Below are 23576 nucleotides of genomic sequence, written 5' to 3' on the forward strand. Positions count from 1 at the left end.
GCTGTATTAATGATTTTTATAGTTTCTAAACGAAAAAGTCCACTCAACTTAAGTAAGTGGGCTTTTTGTTTGAGTTATCTTAAAGGCTTCAATTAGGTTGTGCTGAAATTTCCAACTAAACAACGAAATAATAAGGAGGGGTGGAGCTTATGCTTGGATTACCAAGAGGGGAAGTTTTTTTAGTTCCTTGGTCTGCTGAATGGGGCAAAGAATTTGAAAGGGAAAAGAAACGAATAGTAGAGGTCATTGGGCAGTACACGGTGAATGTGCATCATATTGGAAGTACAGCAGTAAATGGTTTGAGTGCGAAACCCATTATAGATATTGCGATTGAAATAGATTGTTTTCTGGACGGGAAACAGTGTGTAACAGCTTTGCAAGAGCTTGGTTATTCATATAGAGGAATCAATGTATTACCTGAAAGACACTATTTCAACAAAGGAGAACCACGTACACACCAAATCCATATGTATCAAACAGGCAATAGGTATTTACTTGAACAGTTAAATTTCAGGGATTATTTAAGAAGTAACGAATTAGTGAGAAATGAGTACGAGCAGCTCAAACTGAACCTATCAAGTTTAAATAAAAAAGACAAACACAAATATGCCGAGGGAAAAACTAACTTTGTTCAGTCGATTTTAGAGAGAATTTAGATAAAGATTGCTTTTCGTGCTGAAAATAACATATTTTATGCGCAAATGATTGAACATAGCTAAATGAACGTTTCATCATTAAATCCCTGTCTTATTTGTGTTACCATAGCACATTTTGTGCTCTTTTAAATCCTAAATTGCAATTATTTCCGAATCATGTTACAATAAGGTTAATTATTTTTGTTCGGCGTAAAGGATAGCATGAAGAAAGACTTTTCGTCTTGAGGATACTTTGGGCAAGGATAGTATAATACATTGTGTGATAACGCACTAGGAGGCAACAAACATGGAACAAGGTACAGTAAAATGGTTTAACGCAGAAAAAGGTTTTGGATTTATCGAACGTGAAGAAGGCGACGATGTATTCGTACATTTCTCAGCTATCCAAGGTGACGGATTCAAATCTTTAGACGAAGGTCAAAAAGTAACATTTGACGTAGAGCAAGGTTCTCGTGGAGCTCAAGCTGCTAACGTTCAAAAAACTGCTTAATCTTCATTTTTTAAAACAGGTTCTCTGTAGAGAGCCTGTTTTTTTGTGCTTTCATTTATTTCTTCAATAAAAAACCCTACTCAGCGTACAAGTAGGGAGATGTTACAAGGTAATCGTAAAAAAATTCATGCTTCAAAGGTTTATCAACAGTATAGCATATTGGATTTACAATATGCGGAATTTGCCTAAATAAATTCTTTTTTCTTTCATTAATTGAAGGGTGGGTCAGAGAACTTGAATTCAAAAATGGTGAGGGATGCCCAAAAGAGCGGCAGAGTTCTTAACAGAAACTTTTGATTTGTTTTTCTGTAATCCCTTTGATGACCTCTAATTCACTTAGCAAAAATTCATGGGCGTCATCTAGCATTTTCTTTTCACTTGCATTTAGTGCTTTCTCTTTTTTCATACGCATCAGGTCACGTACAACTTCAGCACCGTCTTGGATGCTACCCGTTTTTATTTTGTTTGTATTAATTGTATGCCGTTCTTTCCATGTCGGTATTTGATCTGATTCGCCATGCTGGAAAATGTCCATCACATTGTTTAATGCCAGTATATCTGTAACAGGTCTAATGCGTGAACCCGATATTTTCCGTGTTGGAATCATCACTTTCATATGACTGATTGACATATTAATCACATAATACTGTTGTTTTTCATCTGAAAATTCTTTTTCTTCTATGGCTTCAATTATACCTGCTCCGTGCATTGGATAAACAATGTTATCACCAATTTGAAACATATCATCCGCCTCCATATCATGTATCTACTTTAAGGGTACCACACTTAGAGATAAAATAATCAAATTTTTAATAATAACATGTTTATTTATTTTTTGTCAATAAATTTAGTTCTAAAAAAAAGAGATGATTTCATGAAAATGTTGGATGATTTTTGAACATATCCTCTAAAATCTCACTACAAGAAAAACAGGATATCCACCATTAAAAAAGACCAGCCATTGAGCTGGTCTTTCCAGATAGAATCCGATCATAATGTCGAAATATCAATGACAAACCGATAACGCACATCACTTTTCAGCACACGTTCATACGCTTCATCAACTTGACTTGCGTTAATCACTTCAATTTGTGGTGCGATATGGTGAGCAGCTGCGAAATCGAGCATTTCTTGTGTTTCTTGGATGCCGCCAACGAGTGAACCAGCAATGCTACGGCGGCCGGAAATTAATGAAAAGACATGGAATTGATCTGGATTAGGCGGTGCACCGACATTCACTAAGGTTCCATCCACGCGAAGTAAGGATAAATAGGCGTCTACATTGATATTGGCAGAGACTGTATTGAGAATGAGGTCATATTGACCGGCTAATGTTTTAAATGTATCGGGATCACTTGTGGCAAAATAGTCTTTTGCACCAAATGACAGTGCCTCTTCTTTTTTATTCATAGAGCGGCTCAATACCGTGACTTCAGCGCCAAGTGCACGTGCGAATTGAATGGCCACATGACCGAGTCCACCCATCCCGACGATGGCCACTTTTTTACCCGGGCCTGCCTTCCAGTGCTTTAACGGAGAATAAGTGGTAATGCCAGCGCAGAGAAGAGGACTTGCGGCATCAAGGGATAATTGATCTGGAATGCTGACGACAAAGCGCTCTGTCACGACAATCTTCTGACTATAGCCGCCATAAGTTGGTTCTCCGTCATAATCAATGCTACTATAGGTTTGGACGACTCCTTTCGTGCAATATTGCTCGTCTCCGTTTTGGCAATATTCACAGGTGCCGCAGGAATCAACAAAGCAGCCAACGCCTACACGGTCTCCAATCTGAAATTTCGTCACAGCATCACCGACAGCCGCAACAACTCCAGTAATCTCATGACCCGGAACCATTGGGAAAATACCGCCGCCCCATTCATCAAAGGCGCTGTGGATATCTGAATGACAGATCCCGCTAAATTGAATATCAATTAAAATATCATGTGGACGAAGCGCTCTTCGTTCAATGGTTGTCCGTTCAAAATTCGCTTTTGCATGTGAAACACTTAAAACGTTTGATTGGTGCGTCTGACACATTCTGGATCATCCTTTCAAAAGTAAGATTCTGTTCTACTTCTATACTGTACGTCTTAAAGTAAACTCTAAGTCAATAGAGAACCCTCTTCAGGCTTTTCAACATCCTTAAATAAAGAATTGAGCCAAAAGGATCTTGCGTTCTCTATCAAATTGGAGATGATAAAAATAAGGAATTTCATTTTTCATAAGGTGAGAGAAGAAGAGAAGGGTGAAAACAATGAAAATAGCACAAGCCGCCAAGCAGCTTGATTTATCTACTGCTACGCTCAGATACTACGAGAATATTGGGTTAATTCGACCGATCCGTCGTGATGAAAACGGTGTTCGTGATTATGCAGAAGAGGATATTCAGTGGATTGAATTTATAAAATGTATGAGAAAGGCGGGTCTCTCAATTGATGCACTTCGAGAATATACGGCTTTATTTATCGAGGGCGAGGATCATACCCTGTCCTCGCGGAAAAGTATTTTGGTCAATGAGAGAGAAAGACTTGTAGAAAAGCAAAAGGAAATTGAAGAGACGATTAAGCGGTTAGATTACAAGATAGAAAGTTATGAAGATATTATCCACAGTTATGAACAAAAGCTCGTTCATCAACTAAAAACCAATTCCATTTGAATGAAGAAAAACCTGTGACAAGTCACAGGTTTTGTAATGTGGTTATCTTTTTGTGTAACGCACCCAGTTATAATGTGCGTGGAGTGGTGTAACACCGTTATAGGAGCCGAGCCATTCATCGACACCTGCACCATTCCAGAGGTTCATCATAATCTTTCCTGGAGTTTGAGGGATTTGAGTAGTGGCAGTATGTTTTAATTGTCCGTCCACATACCATTTAATCGAGTTAGGCTGCCAGTCAAATGCATACGTGTGATAAGAGTTTGCTGCATCAAAACCAAGGTTGACGATCTTTTCATGATTTCCTACACCATTGGTATAGTAGTTAAACTGAACCTTTGTCGTATCTTTTCCTAGAAATTCGATGTCAATTTCATCCCAAGGCGTACCATCAGTCGGTCCTGTATAAGTAAAGAACGAAGACACGATCCCAACATTTTTGGCTGGTTTCATGCTGACTTCATAAAGCCCGTAGCCATATGTTTGAGTGGAACGATTTTCTCCGCAGTCAAACTTATTATAGGAAGGACTTGTAAGCGATAACCGCATTTCCCCTAACGACGTCATGGAGACATTGTTTGCACGCCACGTACAGTTAAACATGTTTCCATTCGAGTACCCATCGGCTTTTTGCCATAACCCCGTATTATAGTTGTTAAAAGGCTCATAAAACGACCCGCCTGTTTGGGCCGAGGCACCCGCAGTAAATGTGGACAAACTCAAGACGATTCCAGTGACAAGCAGCATTAACATTCGTTTCACACGGTAAGACATGTAGGCATTCCCCTCTCTTTTTTGAAAGCGTTTTCTTAATTGATCATACATGATTCTCTCGAAATGGAAAATCGGTCTAATATATGATATTAAAGAGGATTTTTTGCTAGATTTTTCTCTTGTTTCATAGGAAGTTACGAAAAAGATGATCTTTTTCAGGCGATTTACTAAAGAATGATTGACAAAGCGGACAGTTGTCCGTAAGATAATACCGGTACAATTGTCCTAATGAAAATCAAAAAGTTTTGATTGAACACATAGAGAGAAGTGCACTATGGATGAAGGTAAAGAAGGTGAAGCATCATGGAAAAGGATATTGGGAAGGAAATTGAAGAAGTCGCTTTTACTTTGTTTCAGGAATTTGGCGTGGAAAATGTCAGCATGCATAAAATTGCCAAAACAGCTGGTGTTGGGCAGGGTACTCTTTATCGCCGTTATGCCAATAAAAGTGATTTATGCCTTTCGATCCTTGGAGAAAGATTTGAACAGCTGATCCCTGCTTTGCATCTTTACTTGAGCAAAATCAGTGACCAGCCGGTTCGTGAACGTTTGCGTTATGTGCTCGAAGAAATTCATCTCATTGTCGGTCATCATTTAGACTGGATTCGGATGCTTACGATATCTGGGAATTTAGAGCAGACAAGCAAAGTGTATGACTGTCATTACAGTCAATCGCTTAGGCAAATGATTCGTGATTTGCTAGAAGAAGCAGATGAAAAAGGGGAAGCGAACATACAGGATATTGAACTGACGACACTTTGTATGTCCTCTCCAATGACGCCTGAACTGATGTTTTATATTCATGAATCTGGTTATTCAATCGAAAAAATCGCTCAATTCGCTGCAGAAAAACAGATTTTATCTGTTTTCAATAGACATTGAAGTGGCTCATTTCTGACCGTCCTTACTTCCTATGATTGATTTAATTTGAAAAAGAAAAGGAGCCAACCTACTATGAACAAACAGCAAGCAGCAGCTTCTCATATTCGAACGCTGCCCATTATTATCTCATTTATCACAGCCGGTTTTATTGGCCTGTTCAGTGAAACGGCACTAAATATGGCGCTGAGAAGCTTAACGTTAGACTTTGGAATTGAAGCGACGACAGCTCAGTGGCTGACAACAGGATATTTATTAACACTTGGTATTCTCGTACCAATTTCAGGACTCATTCTTCAATGGTTTACAACAAGACAGCTTTTCATGACATCGCTCGTCTTTTCGATCATTGGAACTTTTATCGCAGCAGTTGCGCCAGTCTTTAGTATTTTAATGGTGGCACGTGTCGTACAGGCAGTCGGAACAGCATTGCTTCTTCCATTGATGTTCAATACGATTTTGGTAATTATCCCGCCTCATAAACGAGGTAGATCTATGGGGATTATAGGTCTTGTGATCATGTTTGCACCAGCTGTTGGTCCAACAGTCTCTGGCCTTATTTTGAAATCGCTGACTTGGCATTGGATTTTCTGGATTTCACTTCCGCTATTAATAGCTGCACTCGTCTTTGGTTTTATCTTCATGCAAAATATTACAGAACCAACAAGACCGAAAATTGATATCTTATCGATTGTGCTTTCAACCATTGGTTTCGGAGGAATTGTGTATGGCTTTAGTAGCGCCGGTGAAGGCGGCGGCTGGAGCAGTATGCATGTGATCGTGGCAATTGTAGTAGGTGTCATTGGGATTCTTGTATTCTCTCTCAGACAGTTGAATATGAAGGAACCGATGCTGAACTTAAGCCCGTTTAAATATCCGATGTTTGTCATTGGGTTACTGCTGATCTTAGTGTGTATGATGGTGATGCTGTCTGCTATGATGATTTTGCCATTGTATTTGCAAACATCCTTGGCACTAACGACCTTTACAGCAGGTTTAATGCTATTGCCAGGTGGAATTATCAACGGTCTGCTATCTCCTATCATGGGTGGTTTATTTGATAAGTTTGGACCGAAATGGCTTGTGATTCCAGGGCTTGCGATCGTCGCAGCGACGATGTTAGGTTTCACCAATCTAAGTGTGAATACATCAATTGGATACATTGTGACTCTTCATATTACATTAATGGTCGGAATCGCGATGATCATGATGCCTGCACAAACAAATGGATTAAATCAGCTGCCGCCAGAGCTATATCCGCATGGTACAGCGATTATGAATACATTGCAGCAGGTGTCAGGAGCCATTGGTACTGCGGTCGGTATTTCAATCCTTTCATCAGGAACCCGCAGCTTTATGGAAAATGTGGCTGATCCTGCAAATCCGATGAACAAGCTGCTCGCCTTTACAAATGGCGTCCAGCATGCATTTATCTTTGCTGTGATTATGACAGTCATTGGTTTGATCATCGCTTTCTTCATTAAACGAGTGAAGGTAGAACAGCAAGTTTCATAAAACAGATGAAAAGCACTGAGGACTTAGCGCCGCAGTGCTTTTTTTATTTTCTCAATGCTTGTTTCAAAGAGGGCGAAAATGGGGAGATAGATAAAAAGTGAACCAATGTGAATGTGCTGCTGATTCAGTAGAAGGAAAAGAGGAAAAAGAAACGAATGAGTTAAGAAGAAATAAATAAGACAGGAGACTGAGATCATGAACTTAGAAGAACAAATCAAAATCGCTGAGTCATTACGTCAACCATCTGAAGGTTCATTACCGAGTCAATCGGAACTAAAACCAGTCCATCCACCTGAAGTGAACAAAATGGAATATGACATTCCAACAAGTGCTGGCGAAACAAAGGTATGGGTATTTAAGCCGGTCAACACATCAAAGCAGTCGCTTCCTGTTTTTGTGAATTTACATGGCGGAGGATTTATTCTAGGCAGTGCTGAAATGGATAACCACTGGTGTCCGGTCATTGCAGACCGAGCCCAATGTATCGTCGTCAATGTCGAGTATCAGCTTGCTCCAGAGCACCCTTTCCCAGCCGCTCTTCATGAATGCTACGATGTGCTGAAGTGGCTGTATGAACACCCTGAGGAGCTTCAAATAGATCCTAATAGAGTAGCCATTGGCGGACATAGCGCAGGAGGAAACTTGGCAACGGCTGCTTGTCTCTTAAATATTCAAAAAGGGAACCAACTCCCGATTGTCTATCAAGTGCTTGATTATCCGCCACTTGATTTAGCCACTGATCCAGCACAAAAGCCAGCGTTTGAAGAAGCGATCCCAGTTGAAATGGCGAGGCTCTTTAATGCCTTCTATCTGCAAGGCCAAGATCCGCGCAATCCGCTCGTTTCTCCAATCTTTGCCGATCGTTCATCCTTGGCACAAATGCCACCAGCTCTCGTTATCACAGCTGAAAGAGATTCGCTAGCTCAAGAAGCCGAACAATATGCTGAGAAGTTAAAAGAAGCAGGGATAGACGTCACGTACAGACAGTTTAAAGGAGTCCCTCACGCCTTCACGCATGCCGGAGATTTAGAAATAGCTGAAGAAGCTTGGCATCTCATGAGTGATCAATTGAAGAAGGCATTTGAATAAGAAAGAAGCATTGATAGAAAAGCACAGAACCCAGCGGGTCTGTGCTTTATTGTTGTGAAGTGAATGAAAAAAATCAGATATATGCCTTCATTGTCGATATAATAGAAAGATAGAAGACGACTTAAAAAGGAGCGAATCTAATGGAAAAAGAGAATCTACAGGCATTTTGCCTTTCTTTAAAAGGAGTCACCCATGATTATCAGCCAGAATGGCAGGCAGATCGATATCATATTGGTGGAAAGATGTTTGCTATGATGGGCGGAGATGCGAATCGAAAGCCTGTGATCACTTTAAAATGTGACCCTCAACGTGCTGAAGAACTAAGAGAGATGCATGAGGGGATTATTCCTGGCTATTATATGAATAAGACTCATTGGAATTCCATCTACCTTGATGCAGACATTCCAGCTTCATTTGTAGAGGAGTTAATCGAACATTCCTACCAATTGGTTTTTCACAAATTAACAAAAAAATCTCAACATGACATCCTCCAACATGATGAATGAAGATAGACAAGCTAATCACCCCTGTGATTCTCTTCAAAATTGACTAGAGCGAAGTGCTGTCGTTATAATTTAACTAGTTAGAAGACGTTCATAGGGGGATATAAAATGAGCTATACAGTCATTACAGGAGCAAGTTCAGGTATTGGATATGAGGCGGCACTGGCCTTTGCAGCACGAGGCAAAAATCTTATTTTAGCTGCACGCCGGCTCGAGAAACTCCAAGAACTGAAGAAGGAAATTCTTGATCAATATCCCGATATCGAAGTAAATATACAGTCTGTCGATTTAACCGACATGGAGCAAGTGTATTCATTTTATGAATCATTGGCTGAATATGAGCTCGACACCTTCATTAATAATGCAGGATTCGGCCATTTCGGCTCGATAGGAGAACAGGATGTAAGTAAAATTGGAGATATGCTTCATCTGAATATCGAAGCCTTAACGATTTTATCCACTTTATTTGTTCGTGATTATGAGCAAGTAGAAGGGGCTCAGCTGATCAACATTTCTTCAAGAGCGGGCTATACAGTCGTCGGCAATGCCGTCACCTATTCGGCCACAAAGTTTTACGTGAGTGCCTTTACAGAAGGACTGGCACTAGAGTTGAAAGAAAAGGGAGCTAAGTTACAGGCAAAAATATTAGCACCTTCTGCAACAGAATCGGAATTTGCAAAGCGTTCATTAGATGTAGATCAATTCGAATATGAAGGCAATATCAAGAAATATCATACATCAAAAGAAATGGCAGCTTGTCTGCTCGAGCTGTATGATCATGAGAAAACAGTCGGTATTGTTGACGGCAAGACATTTGATTTTGAATTGAAAGATCCGATTTTTTCACATGCTGGTCCAAGTATGAAATAGAAATGACACATCACTGAGGGAAGATGTCCTCGGTGATTTTTTTATGGCATGATTGACTGTGTGGTAACCACATGGTTTAGACTATGTACACAAGGAGGGAATCTAGTGACGTATGTAACAAGTGGAGAAGTATGTAAGCTATTAAACATCACAAAGTATACGCTTCGTCATTATATAGAACAGGATCTCGTTCGCCCTGCGAAGGTCGCTCAAAATGGATACCAATTATTTGATGAAAAAGAAATTTACACCCTTTATCAAATCCTCTTCTTAAAAAAGGCGGGGTTTTCTTTAAAAGATATCAGCGAGAGCTTTTCGAAAGAACCCGGTATGACTCTGTCCTATCGAGGTATGCTGGATCAGGTCGAGAAGCAATTACAGGAATTGAGCGAAGTGAAACAGCGTCTGGAGCATATGCTGTCGATTCAAAACAGCCTTCAGCTTAATCAAACAACGACTCAAGATCGGCCAATTCGTTATTTAAAACAGATCCCAGATCATCTTCTAAAGACTGAAACAGAGCTCGACTTTAAACAAATCGTTCACCAAAAGGAGCTGGATCTGTCTCTTTTTGAGGAGAGATATTATGTGATCAATCTGCAAGATGACTCAACCATTTCTTATTATGTATCAAATGAACAGGATTACGATGTGAGACTGGATGCTGGTTCTTACGCGGTCAAAAGTTTTTTAGCCGAAGATGAAGAGAAAGTCATTGAAGAAATTGAGGCTTTTCTACACGAAGCTCCGTTTGACCAGCCTTCTTATATGATCTTATATGAGAATGTACCAGTCTCTGTCACGTACCAAGATTCCATGGTGTATACAGTTGAACAGAGAGCGGGGAATAGAACTTGAAAAAAAGGATTTGGCTGATCATCGCTGCATCGGCATTCATTTTTATCACAGCATTTGTATTTTATGAAAACAGCTTTGCTATGAATGAAAAGGAAGTCGTCATGGAGACTGCGGATGGGACATTATCAGGTATCGTCACAACACCTAAGAAGGAGTCGGTAAAAGGAATTGTCCTTTTTGTACACGGAGATGGTCCACAAAATGCCACATATGACGGAGGATACAGACCTTTAATGGAACGCTTTGCAAAGCAAGGCTATGCGTCTATATCATGGGATAAGCCCGGGGTGGGTCAATCAGAAGGAAACTGGCTGCATCAATCCATGGATGATCGTGCAAAGGAAGTAGAGAATGTGATCAAATGGGCGAAGAAAGAGCCCAATCTTCAATCAAAACAAATCATTTTATGGGGAGCAAGCCAAGCGGGCTGGGTGATCCCAAAAGTAATGACAGATCGAACCGATATCACAGCCTCCATCCTTGTCGGGCCTGCTGTCAATTGGATGAGACAGGGAAGGTACAATACACTTCAAACATTAAAAGAAGCGGATGCATCTAAAGAACAAATTCAAAAAACACTCAAAAAAGAAGATGAGCAAAACAAATTATTAGAAGAAGGCGCAGCATTTCGCACATATCAAAAGAAAACGGACGATCAAGAGATGACAAAAGATCGTTATGAATTCATTCAAAAGAACATGAAAGCCGATGCCACTTCAGATATCAAGCGCATCCAATCACCGATCTATTTGGTTTTGGCACAAAATGACCGAAACGTAGATTCCGCAGAAACAAAAAGGATCTACGAGAAAGAAGTAGCACCTCAATGGTTGCATATTCAAACAATAAGAGACGTAGAGCATTCAATGCTGAATCCGCTCATTCATCATTCCAATGCCCTGATCACATTAGCAGCGATCGCCGCACCGAAAGACTTCCTGCTTAGCCAAGCGTACTTGGATCATTGTGAGCATATACTCGAGCAGCTAAAAACACCTTCACATTAGGTGTTTTTTTTATGCGTTCTTTGATAAAGCAAAGAATCAAAGATCCAGTAGATGAGACTGCTCATGATAATGATAGGTATAGATACTGAGCTTCCAGTTAGATAAAGAGGATGGAAAGCCTGTGGCTTTGTAAAATTTACTATATTTTATCATAAATTGATGATCTAGCATCGTTTACTATTCTTAATTGAACAACCTCAATACTCCTTTTTAAAAAGTAAAGTTAGGTATTTAGATGTAAAAAATAAGTGTAATAATGCCCTTTTTTCCTTTATTTGGTTCTATAACTTTCGCCTCATGCTGATGAATGAAGGAATGTTATAAAGTAAACCCTATAGAAAGAGATCTAGCTTTGAATCCATCACATTTAAGAAAAGAGATGATCGAATGAACGTAACAAAATGGTTAGGTGCTGTCCTTCTTTCAGTTTTATTAATGTCGACAGCAGCTTGTGCCAATACAAGTACCCAAGAGAAAAATCAAAGCGAAAACGAAACCGCATCTAAGGAATCAAAGGACAAAACGACAGCCGTAGAAACAGGGAATAAGTCCTTGTCTAATATTAAGGTATTAGCGACAGGCGGGACGATTGCTGGCAGTTCAGACAGTGATACAGATACGACAGGATATAAATCTGGTTCACTTGGCATCGATAAAGTCATTGCTTCAGTTCCTCAGCTCAAGGATATTGCAAACGTAACAGGTGAGCAGGTGGCAAACGTAGGTAGTGAAAATGTGGATGATGCTCTTCTTTTAAAATTAGCTAAACGAGTCAATAAACTCTTAAACGATGATCAAGTCGATGGGATTGTCATCACACATGGAACAGATACACTTGAAGAGACCGCTTACTTTTTACATTTGGTTGTCAAAAGTGATAAGCCAGTTGTGGTCGTTGGCTCAATGAGACCAGCGTCTGCTATCAGTGCGGATGGCCCGCTAAACTTGTATCATGCTGTCAAAATTGCCTCTGCAAAAGAAGCAAAGGGCAAAGGGGTCATGGTCACATTAAATGACCGAATTGCATCAGCTCGTTTTATTACAAAGACAAACACGACGACAACCGATTCCTTCAAGTCTCTTGAGCAAGGCTACATTGGAGAAATTGCTGGTGAAGTGGTTTCCTTTTATAACGAACCAACAAGAAAACATACGTCTGAAAGTGAATTTGATGTATCAAAAATAAAAGAATTACCACAAGTCGATATTTTATACGGCTATCAAAATGATCAAAAATACATGTATGATGCAGCAGTAAAAGCAGGAGCGAAAGGCATTGTCGTTGCCGCAGCTGGCAATGGAACGATGTCAACTGAAGCCATCAAAGGGGCAACAGATGCCGTAAAGAAAGATGTAGTCGTCGTGAGGTCAAGCCGTGCAGGAAATGGGATTGTGACCCATGAAAAAATGGATGATGAACATCACTTTGTCTCATCAGATTCATTGAATCCACAAAAAGCTCGCATTCTGCTTATGCTCGCTCTAACGAAGACAAAAGATCCAAGTAAAGTGCAGACATATTATGAAAAATATTAATGAAGAAAGGGACCCGAAGCTTCGGGTCTTTTTTATGCGTGCTCCTGATGATGCTCTTTTGCACGTGTTTTTAAAGAGAGTAAAATATCTCGCCAAATATCGTCTACATCCGTAAGAAAATGTCCCGCTTCATCGATATAATAGGTTTTGACGTTTGGAATGCTAGGCGCCATTTTTTCTATTTCGGCAAAAGGAGCCATCGCATCTTCTTTTCCATGCCATACATCAACAGGGATTTGTATATCCTTCATATCAAATGCCCACGGACGCGAGAGCAAATCTGGTTCATGAATACATTCATCCACCGATTGACGAGTGGCTTCGTGTAAATGTGTCATCATCATCTCTAATTGCTCATCGGTTTGAAGAAATTGACGGTCCCATGGATGTAAATGCTTGTTCCCGTTTTTGGCCAGCTTCTTAAATTTCTCTGGTTTGTTCTCAATCATTTTCTTCTGGGAACGATAGCTTGCTCTTAATAGCCAAGGGAACTTCTTACTGAGGAAAAAAGCCAATTTGTTTTCTTTGAGCATACTTTTAGGCGGTTTTCCGTCCTGAAATGGCGTTGTACTTGAAATCAGAGCGGCTGAAAGGACTCGGTTCGGCAATTGATAAGCACAGCCAGCGGCGAATGCGCCGCCTCCAGATACACCCATCACTGAAAAATGGTGAACGCCGAGATGATCTGCGACTTCCAACACATCTTTTGCCCAATCTAAAATCGTACGTTCAGGTTGAGGGGTAGATAAACCAAATCCTGGTCTGTCTAAACAGATGAGACGAACACCGAGCTCTTTAGAAATGGGGTCATCATCTAAAAACATCACTCTTGATCCAGGAGTTCCATGAAAAAAGAATACTGGAAACCCTTCAAGATCCCCGTATTCACACAAACCAATATGACGTCCATCTTGTAAATGAATACTATCCATATTTTCATCCCCTTAATAGTTTATCTAACTTAAATGTCGGAGAAAGAAACACCGGATTAAGGCGTTTCTTTCGCAATCTGATAGATTTTTTCGTATAGAGACAATAATGTTTTTAAATCTTCTTTTGGAAGCTTTGCATAGTATTTTTGAATGAGGTGCAATTGAATTTCTTCTGTATTCTTGTGAAAGTCATGACCCTTTTGAGCACAATCAACAATGATTTCCCGCCGGTTATGTGGATTAATTTCTCGTTTGACATAGCCAAGTTGTTCAAGCTTTGATACAAGCTGGCTGGCGGCACTTGCCGAAATGGAAAAGTAATCAGCTAGTTCGTTGATTGTTCTTGTTTTTGTCCGTAATAATTCAAGTGTCAGCTCTTGTTTGGCTGATAAATCTGCATATTCATGTTTTAAAAATCGTTGATACTCTTCTACGTAGATGGAGCCTAGTGCATTCGAGTATTCAATGATTTTTTTACTGTAATGAATGATTTCTGCATCCAATGACATCACCTCTACTCCATTATAGGCAATGTTTATAGTTAAGTGAAGTTAAATATTAAGGGAATTTAAATGAGGAGATGGCATGAGTGGTTGTTTCGACGACTTTTTCATTGTATTTTGAAAAAGATCCATTTATAATAAAAAATAAACCAACTGGTCGGTTTTGAATTGTCCTGATGAAGAAAAGCAAGATAGAAGGGATTGTAAAAGATGACAAGTACACAAAGCGGGGCTGAAAAGAGCGAGAAGACGAAGCGAAAAATCGTCACCGCTTCACGTGATTTATTTGCAAAAAAGGGGTACTCAGAAACATCTGTGCGAGATATTCTAGAGGCGGCTGAAGTGAGTAAAGGCAATCTTTATCACCATTTTAAAGGAAAAGAGTTTTTGTTCCTTCATATCATGGAAGAGGATCACCTCTTGATGATGGAGACGTGGCATCAGGAAAAACAAACGATGCACCAGGCCATTGATCAGCTCGCAGGATTTGCAGAGCTGCTCAGTCAAATGGGCATTAACTACCCATTAATGAGAGCAAGTGAGGAATTTTGTGCAAGTGCCTTTACATCAGACGAGGTCATGGAACGGCTGAACAAGATTGACGCCGACTTTGATGATGTGATGAGAGACATCATACTTGAAGGTAACAAAGATGGCAGCTGGTCGATCCAGCATGTCGAGTCAACGGTGAAAATATTATTATCCGTTTTTTACGGATTAGACGTGTTGTATAAAAATGATCCAATCGAAGAGAAAAAAGAATTACAAAAACAAGCGATCTCATTGATTATTCACGGAATCAACCATCATGAGTAACAATTGAATCAATAAAGGGGAAACAAACATCATGCAAAAACCGATTCGTGAGCAAAAAGCTGTACTCGTTATTTTATTAAGTAACATATTTATTGCGTTTTTAGGCATTGGTCTTATTATTCCTGTCATGCCGCTATTCATGAATGTGATGCATCTAACAGGGAGTACGATGGGATACCTTGTGGCGGCGTTTGCTGTGGCTCAGCTCATTGCATCACCTATTGCAGGGAGATGGGTAGACCGCTATGGAAGAAAGATTATGATTGTGTCAGGACTATTTCTATTTGCGTTATCAGAACTCGTCTTCGGTCTTGGGACACACGTGTATGTGCTGTATTTTGCAAGGCTGCTAGGCGGTATTAGTGCGGCATTTATTATGCCAGCTGTGACTGCTTATGTCGCAGATATCACGACCGTTCAAGAAAGATCAAAGGCAATGGGATATGTATCAGCGGCCATTAGTACCGGCTTTATTATCGGACCTGGGATTGGCGGATTTATTGCAGAATACGGTGTACGCCTGCCATTCTTCTTTGCAGCAGGGATTGCCTTTATTGCCGTCATTTCGTCTATGCTTTTGCTGAAGGAGCCATTAACAAAAGAAGAGCGAGCGAAGCAGATGGATCAAGTGAAGGAATCGACCTTCTTTAAGGATTTGAAAAAATCGATCCATCCAAGCTATCTCATCGCTTTTATCATTGTGTTTGTCCTCGCGTTTGGACTGTCTGCGTATGAAACGGTCTTCAGCTTGTTTACAAATCATAAGTTTGGATTTGGTCCAAAAGATATTGCGGTGATTATTACGGTCAGTTCGATTGTGGCGGTTATCATCCAAGTGCTGGTTTTTGGGAAACTCGTAAATACCCTCGGGGAAAAAAGAGTCATTCAGCTCTGCTTGATTGTCGGAGCGGTGCTCGCTTTTGTTTCAACTGTCGTCTCAGGATTTATGGTAGTCCTCATTGTCACATGTGTGATTTTCTTAGCGTTTGATTTATTGCGTCCAGCATTAACGACCTTCTTATCAAAAATCGCTGGCAATCAGCAAGGATTTGTCGCAGGGATGAACTCTACCTACACAAGCCTAGGTACGATTTTCGGCCCAGCCCTTGGCGGGATTTTATTCGATCAAAATATACATTTCCCATTTCTATTCGCAGGTGTTGTCTTATTTCTCGGATTAGGCTTAACCCTTATTTGGAAGGGGAAGGCGACGGTTGTATCTAATTAAGGGCTCTAACTAGGGCTCTTTTTTTTGTTCCTGTGGATAGAGTATTGAAATCATCACAAAGTCCCTGTTGATGAGGTGTTATTCATGTTAACATGATACATATTTTACCAAAATGCTAAAGGAGGATTTTTAATGCAAATTAAAGAGATTTTTTATATTCGGTGTATCTCGTGTTTGAGTGTTGTGCTCATTCATGCAATAGCCATTTTATCTAGCCCACAATCATCATCTATTCTTGTAGCACTACTTATGTTCAGTACACCGAGTTTTATTTTCATTTCTGAGTTTTTATTGGCGCATTCTTATCCAAATGGTACACCTAAAGGATTTATGTGGAAGAGAGTGAAAGCCATCTTTTTCCCATTTGCATTTATTGGGATTGTCGATGGGTTTTTGTATTCTGCATCGTTAAATGGAGGGGCAGCTGACTTCTTTAAAAGAGCTTCAGCAAATGTCTTATTGGGAAATTATATTGGTTATTTTGTTCTGATTATTTTTCAATTTTACTTTTTGCATATGTTTTTTCACAAAATGGCTAAGCGTACCTCAGCCAAATGGGTATTGCCGATCTCCTTTATCATCACAGTTGGTTATTTAAGTGTCATGAACCTCGTCAAAATCCCACAACCTCAATTACCTAATCCAATGTTCGGCTTAGAATGGATTCCATTTCCAGGTTGGTTATTCTATTTTTGTTTAGCCTATTATTGTGGAGTGAATTATCAGCAGTTTATCACAAGACTTCATCAATTTAAGTTTGCCGTGTATGGACTTGTTCTGATTTCAGCAGTGACCCTTCTAAGCAATACATATGTAGGCTTTTTCGAGCCTTCTTCTAAGAGGCCAGATGTTGTTCTTTATACAATCAGTATTGTCTTCTTATGCTTTCTCTTGTTTTCTAAAGTAAAAAGCGTTCCATCTTTCGTAGCTGTCATTAGTCAATATTCATTCACCATCTATTTGCTTCACGGGTATTTTCTAGGTATCTCTGTGTTACTATGGGGACAATTAAAAGATTATCCATTCTTTGTGGGGACATTCATAATATCAGCACTTGCAATTGCTGGACCTATCCTATTGTCTCGGTTAGCAAATCATTATAAATATGGCTATATGTTTGTCGGTAAAATCAACAGAACGAGACGAAAAACAGTCGCCTCATAAACGATTTAAAGGGGATCTTAAGAAGATGCCCTTTTTTTGTTGCCTAAAAGTACAGTGCTTTTTGCCCAAAAGTACAATTTTAATCGATCATCTCATTGATTAGAATAAAAAGATGAAGTTCATGAAGTTGAAGAAAAAGGAGTAAGTGAATGGCAAAATTTTTATATCATTTAGGAAAAAGTGCTTTTTCTAAGCCGAAACGGATGATTATCGGTTGGTTACTTGTTTTAGTAGCTGTTGTGGCGGCAACAATAGGGACAGGTGTTTCATTTAATGGAGATATGTCGATTCCAGGAACAAAGTCAGAAAAGGCAATGGATCTCTTGGAGAAAAAGTTCCCAGCAGGTGATGATGGCGGGACCATTCGTCTGATCTTTAAAGCACCTAAGGGCGAAACATTAGAAACAAAAAAAGTAAAAAATAAATTGAACGAAACGATCAAAGAAGTCAAAAAGGATAAAGCAGTCAAGCAAGTGACGGATTTATATCAGACATTTGCTATTAGTAAAGATAAGAAAATAGGGTATGCGGATATTACATACCGGGTGAAGGCGGGTGAGGTAAAAGCATCCTCAAAAGAGAAAGTATTAGATAGTATTAAGATTTCAAGAAAGGCTGGCATCCAAACAGAATTAGGAGGCTCCGTCACATTCTCAGAAATTGAGGTAGGCGGGATTTCGGAAGTCATAGGTATTGTCATGGCCTTCTTTATTTTAGCCTTTACCTTCGCTTCATTATTGATTGCAGGACTACCGATCTTGACGGCTGTCATTGGGTTAATAATCGGCGTGATGGTCATATTAATTACCTCAAATTTTGTTGATATGTCTGCATTTAGTCTTACATTAGCTGTGATGATTGGACTTGCCGTAGGAATTGATTATGCATTATTTATCATTTCTCGATATCGACAGTTATTAGCAGAGGGTTACGAATTGAAAGAAGCAGCTGCTAGAGCTGTTGCTACAGCAGGCAGTGCTGTATTGTTTGCAGGTGTCACCGTCGTGATTGCACTATGCGGACTTGTATTAGTCGGTATACCATTTTTAGGCGTTATGGGTCTTGTAGCTGCATTCATGGTATTATCAGTTATGCTTGTGTCTCTGACAATTGTTCCTGCGATACTAGGGATTCTTGGTGATAAAGTAAGCCCTTCAAGAAAGAATAAATGGTTCTCTAAATTACAATCTCAACAAAAAGAAGAAACAACATCTTGGGGAAGGTTTATCAAAAAGTATCCAGGTAAAATCATCCTAGGTGTCATTGTATTGACTGGTCTATTTAGTTGGCCAGCACTTCATATGGAGTTGGGTCTTCCTGATAACGGTATGAAGGGGAAGGAAACAACTGAACGCAAGGGCTATGACCTGTTAGCAGAAGGGTTTGGCAAAGGGTTTAATGGGCCACTGGTTGTTATCATTGATGCCTCCCATGCAAATAACGCAATGAAATCTATTGAGAAAACAACAAAAGTATTAGAGAAGATGGATGGCATCAAACAAGTGGCACCGGCTGTTCCTAATCCATCGGGTAAGTACGCCATGCTGACCATCTTACCGAAAAGCGGTCCAGAAGATAAGGCGACAAAGCAATTAGTCAAAGATATACGAAATGAATCTAGTCAGACTGCTGCAAAGTATGATACGAAATTACTTGTTACTGGTTCTACGGCAGTTAATATAGATATTTCAGATAGACTCAGTGAAGCGTTACCGAAATTTGCAGGAGTCATTATTGGATTTGCTTTGATTTTGATGATTCTTGTGTTTAGATCATTCCTTGTTCCATTAAAAGCGGTTTTAGGATTCCTTATGACATTGACGGCTACACTAGGTTTTTCAGTCTTTGTTTTACAGGATGGACACCTTGCGCCATTGTTTGGAATACCAGCAAATGGCCCATTGTTAAACTTTATGCCTGTACTAGTGACAGGAATATTATTTGGTCTTGCAATGGATTATGAAGTCTTTTTAGTCAGTCGAATGAGAGAAGATTTCCTTCTATCAGGTGATGCGAAAAAGTCCGTTGTATCAGGTTTGAAGCACAGTGGAAGAGTAGTGACTGCCGCAGGCTTAATCATGATCCTCGTCTTTGCTAGTTTTATCTTTGCAGATGACTTGATCATTAAAACAATGGGGTTAACGTTGGCATTCGGTGTTCTGTTTGATGCATTTGTCATAAGAATGACTTTTATCCCAGCTTGTATGATGCTGATCGGACGAGCTGCTTGGTACTTACCCAAATGGTTCGAAAGCTGGCTTCCACGTATAGACATTGAAGGTGAGTCTATTTCTCAGAAAGATGAGAAAGCAGAGAAAGAAGAGAAAGTGATTTAGTCACTGATAGTCTTACATGGTATGATTGATGATACCGCCATTACCTCGATAAAGGGTGGGCGGTATTTTTTGATTGAATATGAGGCTCGGATGGTGATTATTTATGGCGAAACGACGGGTAGACCCTTTTAATGAAATGATCTATTCGCGGATTCCAACATTATTATGGGTCATTCTTGTTTATATTGCAGCAATGATATTTCAGTTTATAACCACCCCAATAGCAATTTCTGGCCTGTTTTTTTCTGCACTTATTGCCATACATCTGATTCTGCATTGGTGGTCATTTTACTGGTTTCAGCAGAATCCATGGGTATATTTTCTGATTCAAGGAATTGTGATTCTACTTTGTGTTTCAGTCATGCAGGCGGCTTCCCCTGTGATCTTAATTGGTCTGTTACCAGTACTAATTGCGCAAAGTATTGGGGTATATTATCATACATTGAAGGTGATTTTGACAGGGCTTAGTTTTTATGTCCTTTTTTTTCTTGCACTTATTTTGGTCAATGATACAGATGATTTGACGGTATACATTCCTATTTTGTTTTTGATTCTGATTGTAGTCATCGCATACTCCATTTTATTTTTTAGACAAGTCAAAGCTAGAATTCGCACACAAACATTTTTAAAGGAACTTGAATTGGCACATCAACAAGTGGAAGAGCTGACACTTGCAAATGAGCGTCAAAGAATGGCGAGAGATTTACATGATACCCTTGCACAAGGACTGGCAGGTATTATTATGCAGCTAGAAGCGGCCCATGCACATTTAGAGAATCAGAATGTTGAGCGTGCTCAAAGCATTATTAAAGGTTCTATGAGCCATGCGCGGACGACATTAGGTGAGGCGAGATTGGTCATCGACGACCTTCGAACATTTAGCCAGGATCAATATGACTTAGCTGATTCTGTGAAAGATGAAGTGAAGCGCTTTATGACGGCGACGAATATTCCAGTTCATACAAAAGTGGCTGTCTCCTATCAAGTGTCCCCTTTTCTCATCGAACATACCGTATACATTGTCAGTGAATGTTTGACGAATATTGCCAAGCATGCCAAAGCAAGTAAAGTCGAATTGGTGATGGAGCAAAAAGAAGATCACATCTCCTTGCAAATCACAGACAATGGAGTGGGTTTTGATGAGAAAAAACAAGAATCCACTTCCGGGCATTACGGTCTAATAGGTATGTCAGAACGTGCCCGACTGCTTGATGCACAGCTACACTTAAAAAGTGAAAAAAATGAAGGTACACAAGTGACGGTAACCATACCTTTGAAAAAGGAGTAAAAACAATGTCTTATCAAATTGTGATTGTCGATGATCATTTTGTTGTTAGAGAAGGATTAAAATTAATTCTTGAGACAGATCAACGATTTGATGTTGTTGGTGAAGCAGAGGATGGGGCAAAGGGGTTAGATGTCTTGAAAGAGAAGGCTCCAGACCTTGTATTACTTGACCTCAACATGCCTAACATGAGTGGGCTTGAGATGCTAAAAGAGATGCAGTCTCTTCAATTAAAAGTACCGGTCCTGATTCTCACTACCTATAACGAAGAGAAATTAATGATTGAAGGGCTGCAACTTGGAGCAAAGGGCTATCTTTTAAAGGATGCCAGCAGGGAAAATTTATTTTATACAATTGAAGCAGCTATCAGAGGAGATATTCTTCTTCAAGCAAACGTCGCTGCTAAGGTATTTGAATCAACAGAGCATCAAGTGACTCCGAACCATTTGAAAAAAGAAATAAACATGCTGACTGAAAAAGAGATGCTTGTCTTGCAAGCAGTGGCTAGAGGATTTCGAAGTAAGGAAATTGCATTTGATATGGGGATTTCTGAGAGAACTGTCAAAGCTCATTTAACAAATATTTATCAAAAGCTGGAGGTCACTTCAAGAGCGGAAGCAATTAAAGCAGCAGTAGAATTAGGGATGATTCATTTTTAGAGAGAGCGAATGATCATATGAGATGATGACAAGAAACATTGCTCTGTTAAGTTTCAGCGTCAAGTGATTTATTATCTCTTCCACTGCGGTTTCAGTATGTGTAGGAAAATGAACTCTGCCTACATAAGTAATGGTACGATCTTTGACCCGGCACTAGGCGGCATATTATCCGATCAAAATATTCATGTCCCATTTTTATTCGCAGGTAGGCTTACCCCTTATTTGGAAGGTGAAGGCGACAGAAGAGACAGCAGCAGAATAATGAATGAAGAAGTAAGAGACCTTTTAAACGAGGTCTCTTTTTTTAAGACTGCGGCTTCAGGTGTTTTAATGCCTGTGCCATGTGGATGGTTGATGACGTTTACTTATGTCACAACCTTTTCTTGTTTCTAAATAAAACCAAACCCTCATTCATAAACCTCCTTTCACAATGAGCATAGCAATAGAGGAAAGCAAATGAGAAAGAATTTTATTAGTTGCAAAGAGTCACTGCATGCGCGCATTTTTTTATATATAATGGAAGGAAAGAACATGTTTGGAAAAGGGGAGCGCCATGCATCTTTTGGAAAAGCAAAGGACAGCATCGATAAAAGAAGGGATTCGCTAGATCGATCCGGCATATCCAGTGTTTGTAGATGCGGTCATGGATGGTTTCATACAAGGGAATCTTTATGTAGATGATGCAGTGCACCCTCGTATTTATTTTCTCGAAACAGCATGCGGCATTTATTATGTTGCAGGCAAGAGAGAAGAAGAGCTGTCACACTTCTCGGCGTTTATTGTGGATATTTACGAAAGGCAGAAAAGACAAAACGGCCGATTTACCATATTTTCAGCGAATCAATCGACAGATGTGATGATGAAAAATTGTCTTGGATCACATCTGAAAGAGATGGAAAGACATGCGTACGTTTTTTCGCAAGCACAATCTTATGTTTCTGCGTCTCATCCAGGCTACAGAGTAGAGCGGACAAAAGAACAGGTGATCAATGCAAGCAGGGCTTTCACGCCTAGCTATTACGAAGCCTATTGGGGGAGAGCGGCGCGCTTTCTATCAAAAGGAATCGGAGTTGCCATCTTAGATGGTGAGAACGTGGTGAGTGAATGTGTCTCCATTTTTTTAAGTGAAGATCGTGTAGAGATAGATATTTGGACAGAAGAAGCCTGCCGGGGGAAAGGTTTAGCGCAGCTGGCGGGTCAGCATATGATCAAGAGTTGTCTTGAAAATAAGAGGACACCGCATTGGGATTGCGATGTCCATCACCTAACTTCGATCAAACTGGCAGAAAAGCTAGGCTTTCAGCGGACAAAAACCTATCGATTGTTTTACAGCTCATGATGAGAAGGTTTTGAGATACCAAGCATCCATTGCAGAATGCTCAGAGCCTTCAATCGGCTCTGAAAGAAGAGAAAAGCCATATCGCTGATAAAGGCCGGTGGCTGCAGTTAATTCCTGGCGGGTTTCTAAATAACATGCTTCATAGTATGTAGAGGCATATTGTAGCGCTGTATCCATCAGTTTTTTGCCAGCACCTTTTCCTTGAGCATTTGGACTCAGATAAAGCTTTTGTAATTCACATATTCCGTTAGTAAATGGAGCAATGCCAACGCCGCCCACAATATCGCCATTCTCTTCAGCAATCCAATAGGCTGCATGAGTCAATGATTGATAGTATTCGAACAGCTGGTCAAGGTGGGGATCAGTGTAGGCGGTTCCTTCAATCGCCAGATTCGCCGATTCTAGTGACTGGCGGATAATCGCTGCGATATACGGGTTGTCTTTTTGCTCAATGGGTCTCATGTTCATTGGAAGTACC

Annotated in this window: 24 protein-coding genes; 18 read left to right on the plus strand and 6 right to left on the minus strand. The window is 40.0% G+C overall.

Annotation, left to right across the window (positions count from 1 at the left end; all coding sequences use genetic code 11):
• Positions 1-149: 149 nt before the first annotated feature.
• Complete coding sequence (locus MKZ05_RS02820; RefSeq protein WP_044140587.1) at positions 150-656, plus strand: GrpB family protein; 507 nt, start codon at positions 150-152, stop codon at positions 654-656.
• A 286-nt stretch (positions 657-942) separates the two neighbouring features.
• Positions 943-1146, plus strand: coding sequence for a cold-shock protein (locus tag MKZ05_RS02825; RefSeq protein WP_003214229.1), 204 nt, complete (start codon positions 943-945; stop codon positions 1144-1146).
• Between the two features lie 280 nt (positions 1147-1426).
• Here MKZ05_RS02825 and MKZ05_RS02830 read toward each other — a convergent pair whose 3' ends face one another.
• Together MKZ05_RS02830 and MKZ05_RS02835 are read right to left on the minus strand one after the other, a co-directional pair.
• The gene (locus MKZ05_RS02830) at positions 1427-1888 is read right to left on the minus strand and encodes a CarD family transcriptional regulator (protein WP_003214090.1); all 462 of its coding nucleotides are present in this window, start codon (positions 1886-1888) and stop codon (positions 1427-1429) included.
• Between the two features lie 248 nt (positions 1889-2136).
• Positions 2137-3186, minus strand: coding sequence for an NAD(P)-dependent alcohol dehydrogenase (locus MKZ05_RS02835; protein ID WP_253621820.1), 1050 nt, complete (start codon positions 3184-3186; stop codon positions 2137-2139).
• Between the two features lie 217 nt (positions 3187-3403).
• On the opposite strand from MKZ05_RS02835, the gene MKZ05_RS02840 reads away from it, so the two are divergent.
• On the plus strand, positions 3404-3805 hold the full coding sequence (locus MKZ05_RS02840) for a MerR family transcriptional regulator (protein ID WP_310026165.1): 402 nt from the start codon (positions 3404-3406) through the stop codon (positions 3803-3805).
• Between the two features lie 42 nt (positions 3806-3847).
• On the opposite strand, the gene MKZ05_RS02845 is transcribed toward MKZ05_RS02840, so the two are convergent.
• A complete protein-coding gene (locus tag MKZ05_RS02845; protein ID WP_003214284.1) occupies positions 3848-4579 on the minus strand; it encodes a glycoside hydrolase family 16 protein in 732 nt (243 codons plus the stop codon).
• A 303-nt stretch (positions 4580-4882) separates the two neighbouring features.
• On the opposite strand from MKZ05_RS02845, the gene MKZ05_RS02850 reads away from it, so the two are divergent.
• The 8 genes from MKZ05_RS02850 (at position 4883) to MKZ05_RS02885 (ending at position 12836) form a co-directional block, all read left to right on the plus strand.
• Positions 4883-5461 carry a TetR/AcrR family transcriptional regulator gene (locus tag MKZ05_RS02850; protein WP_050945624.1) on the plus strand — a complete coding sequence of 193 codons (579 nt, stop codon included), beginning with the start codon at positions 4883-4885 and terminating at the stop codon, positions 5459-5461.
• 72 nt (positions 5462-5533) lie between these two features.
• On the plus strand, positions 5534-6973 hold the full coding sequence (locus tag MKZ05_RS02855; protein WP_050945631.1) for a DHA2 family efflux MFS transporter permease subunit: 1440 nt from the start codon (positions 5534-5536) through the stop codon (positions 6971-6973).
• Positions 6974-7168: 195 nt separating this feature from the next.
• Positions 7169-8062: an alpha/beta hydrolase gene (locus MKZ05_RS02860; RefSeq protein ID WP_284907724.1), complete on the plus strand. Its 894-nt coding sequence runs from the start codon at positions 7169-7171 to the stop codon at positions 8060-8062.
• Between the two features lie 140 nt (positions 8063-8202).
• On the plus strand, positions 8203-8568 hold the full coding sequence (locus MKZ05_RS02865; RefSeq protein WP_003213869.1) for an MmcQ/YjbR family DNA-binding protein: 366 nt from the start codon (positions 8203-8205) through the stop codon (positions 8566-8568).
• A gap of 105 nt (positions 8569-8673) precedes the next feature.
• Positions 8674-9435, plus strand: coding sequence for an SDR family NAD(P)-dependent oxidoreductase (locus MKZ05_RS02870; protein WP_050945638.1), 762 nt, complete (start codon positions 8674-8676; stop codon positions 9433-9435).
• A 105-nt stretch (positions 9436-9540) separates the two neighbouring features.
• On the plus strand, positions 9541-10293 hold the full coding sequence (locus tag MKZ05_RS02875; RefSeq protein WP_327840869.1) for a MerR family transcriptional regulator: 753 nt from the start codon (positions 9541-9543) through the stop codon (positions 10291-10293).
• Positions 10290-11300, plus strand: a complete 1011-nt coding sequence (locus tag MKZ05_RS02880) for an alpha/beta fold hydrolase (protein ID WP_327840867.1) — start codon at positions 10290-10292, stop codon at positions 11298-11300. Before MKZ05_RS02875 ends, MKZ05_RS02880 begins: the two co-directional genes overlap by 4 nt.
• Positions 11301-11687: 387 nt before the next feature.
• Positions 11688-12836 (plus strand): type II asparaginase, encoded by a 1149-nt coding sequence (locus MKZ05_RS02885; RefSeq protein WP_339161311.1) that lies wholly within the window; start codon positions 11688-11690, stop codon positions 12834-12836.
• A 32-nt stretch (positions 12837-12868) separates the two neighbouring features.
• On the opposite strand, the gene MKZ05_RS02890 is transcribed toward MKZ05_RS02885, so the two are convergent.
• Positions 12869-13768 carry an alpha/beta hydrolase gene (locus tag MKZ05_RS02890; protein WP_327840863.1) on the minus strand — a complete coding sequence of 300 codons (900 nt, stop codon included), beginning with the start codon at positions 13766-13768 and terminating at the stop codon, positions 12869-12871.
• Between the two features lie 56 nt (positions 13769-13824).
• Positions 13825-14277, minus strand: a complete 453-nt coding sequence (locus MKZ05_RS02895) for a MarR family transcriptional regulator (RefSeq protein WP_113386753.1) — start codon at positions 14275-14277, stop codon at positions 13825-13827.
• 204 nt (positions 14278-14481) lie between these two features.
• Between MKZ05_RS02895 and MKZ05_RS02900 the strand changes: the two genes are divergently transcribed.
• From MKZ05_RS02900 to MKZ05_RS02930, 7 genes are all read left to right on the plus strand, one after another.
• Positions 14482-15087: a TetR/AcrR family transcriptional regulator gene (locus MKZ05_RS02900; protein WP_050945645.1), complete on the plus strand. Its 606-nt coding sequence runs from the start codon at positions 14482-14484 to the stop codon at positions 15085-15087.
• Positions 15088-15118: 31 nt separating this feature from the next.
• Positions 15119-16315 (plus strand): MFS transporter, encoded by a 1197-nt coding sequence (locus MKZ05_RS02905; protein ID WP_137055580.1) that lies wholly within the window; start codon positions 15119-15121, stop codon positions 16313-16315.
• 132 nt (positions 16316-16447) lie between these two features.
• On the plus strand, positions 16448-17479 hold the full coding sequence (locus MKZ05_RS02910; protein WP_226804695.1) for an acyltransferase family protein: 1032 nt from the start codon (positions 16448-16450) through the stop codon (positions 17477-17479).
• A gap of 149 nt (positions 17480-17628) precedes the next feature.
• On the plus strand, positions 17629-19815 hold the full coding sequence (locus MKZ05_RS02915; protein ID WP_327840857.1) for an MMPL family transporter: 2187 nt from the start codon (positions 17629-17631) through the stop codon (positions 19813-19815).
• A 103-nt stretch (positions 19816-19918) separates the two neighbouring features.
• Positions 19919-21103, plus strand: a complete 1185-nt coding sequence (locus MKZ05_RS02920; RefSeq protein WP_339161315.1) for a sensor histidine kinase — start codon at positions 19919-19921, stop codon at positions 21101-21103.
• Between the two features lie 5 nt (positions 21104-21108).
• Positions 21109-21759 (plus strand): response regulator transcription factor, encoded by a 651-nt coding sequence (locus MKZ05_RS02925; protein WP_212046662.1) that lies wholly within the window; start codon positions 21109-21111, stop codon positions 21757-21759.
• Positions 21760-22402: 643 nt separating this feature from the next.
• Positions 22403-23098 (plus strand): GNAT family N-acetyltransferase, encoded by a 696-nt coding sequence (locus MKZ05_RS02930; protein WP_233421747.1) that lies wholly within the window; start codon positions 22403-22405, stop codon positions 23096-23098.
• On the opposite strand, the gene MKZ05_RS02935 is transcribed toward MKZ05_RS02930, so the two are convergent.
• Positions 23093-23566 carry a GNAT family N-acetyltransferase gene (locus tag MKZ05_RS02935; protein WP_050945651.1) on the minus strand — a complete coding sequence of 158 codons (474 nt, stop codon included), beginning with the start codon at positions 23564-23566 and terminating at the stop codon, positions 23093-23095. The two genes, MKZ05_RS02930 and MKZ05_RS02935, sit on opposite strands and share 6 nt — an antisense overlap.
• Between the last annotated feature and the right edge of the window lie 10 nt (positions 23567-23576).

The organism is Bacillus sp. FSL M8-0277 (assembly GCF_037975305.1).
Classification (GTDB): domain Bacteria; phylum Bacillota; class Bacilli; order Bacillales; family Bacillaceae; genus Bacillus; species Bacillus pumilus.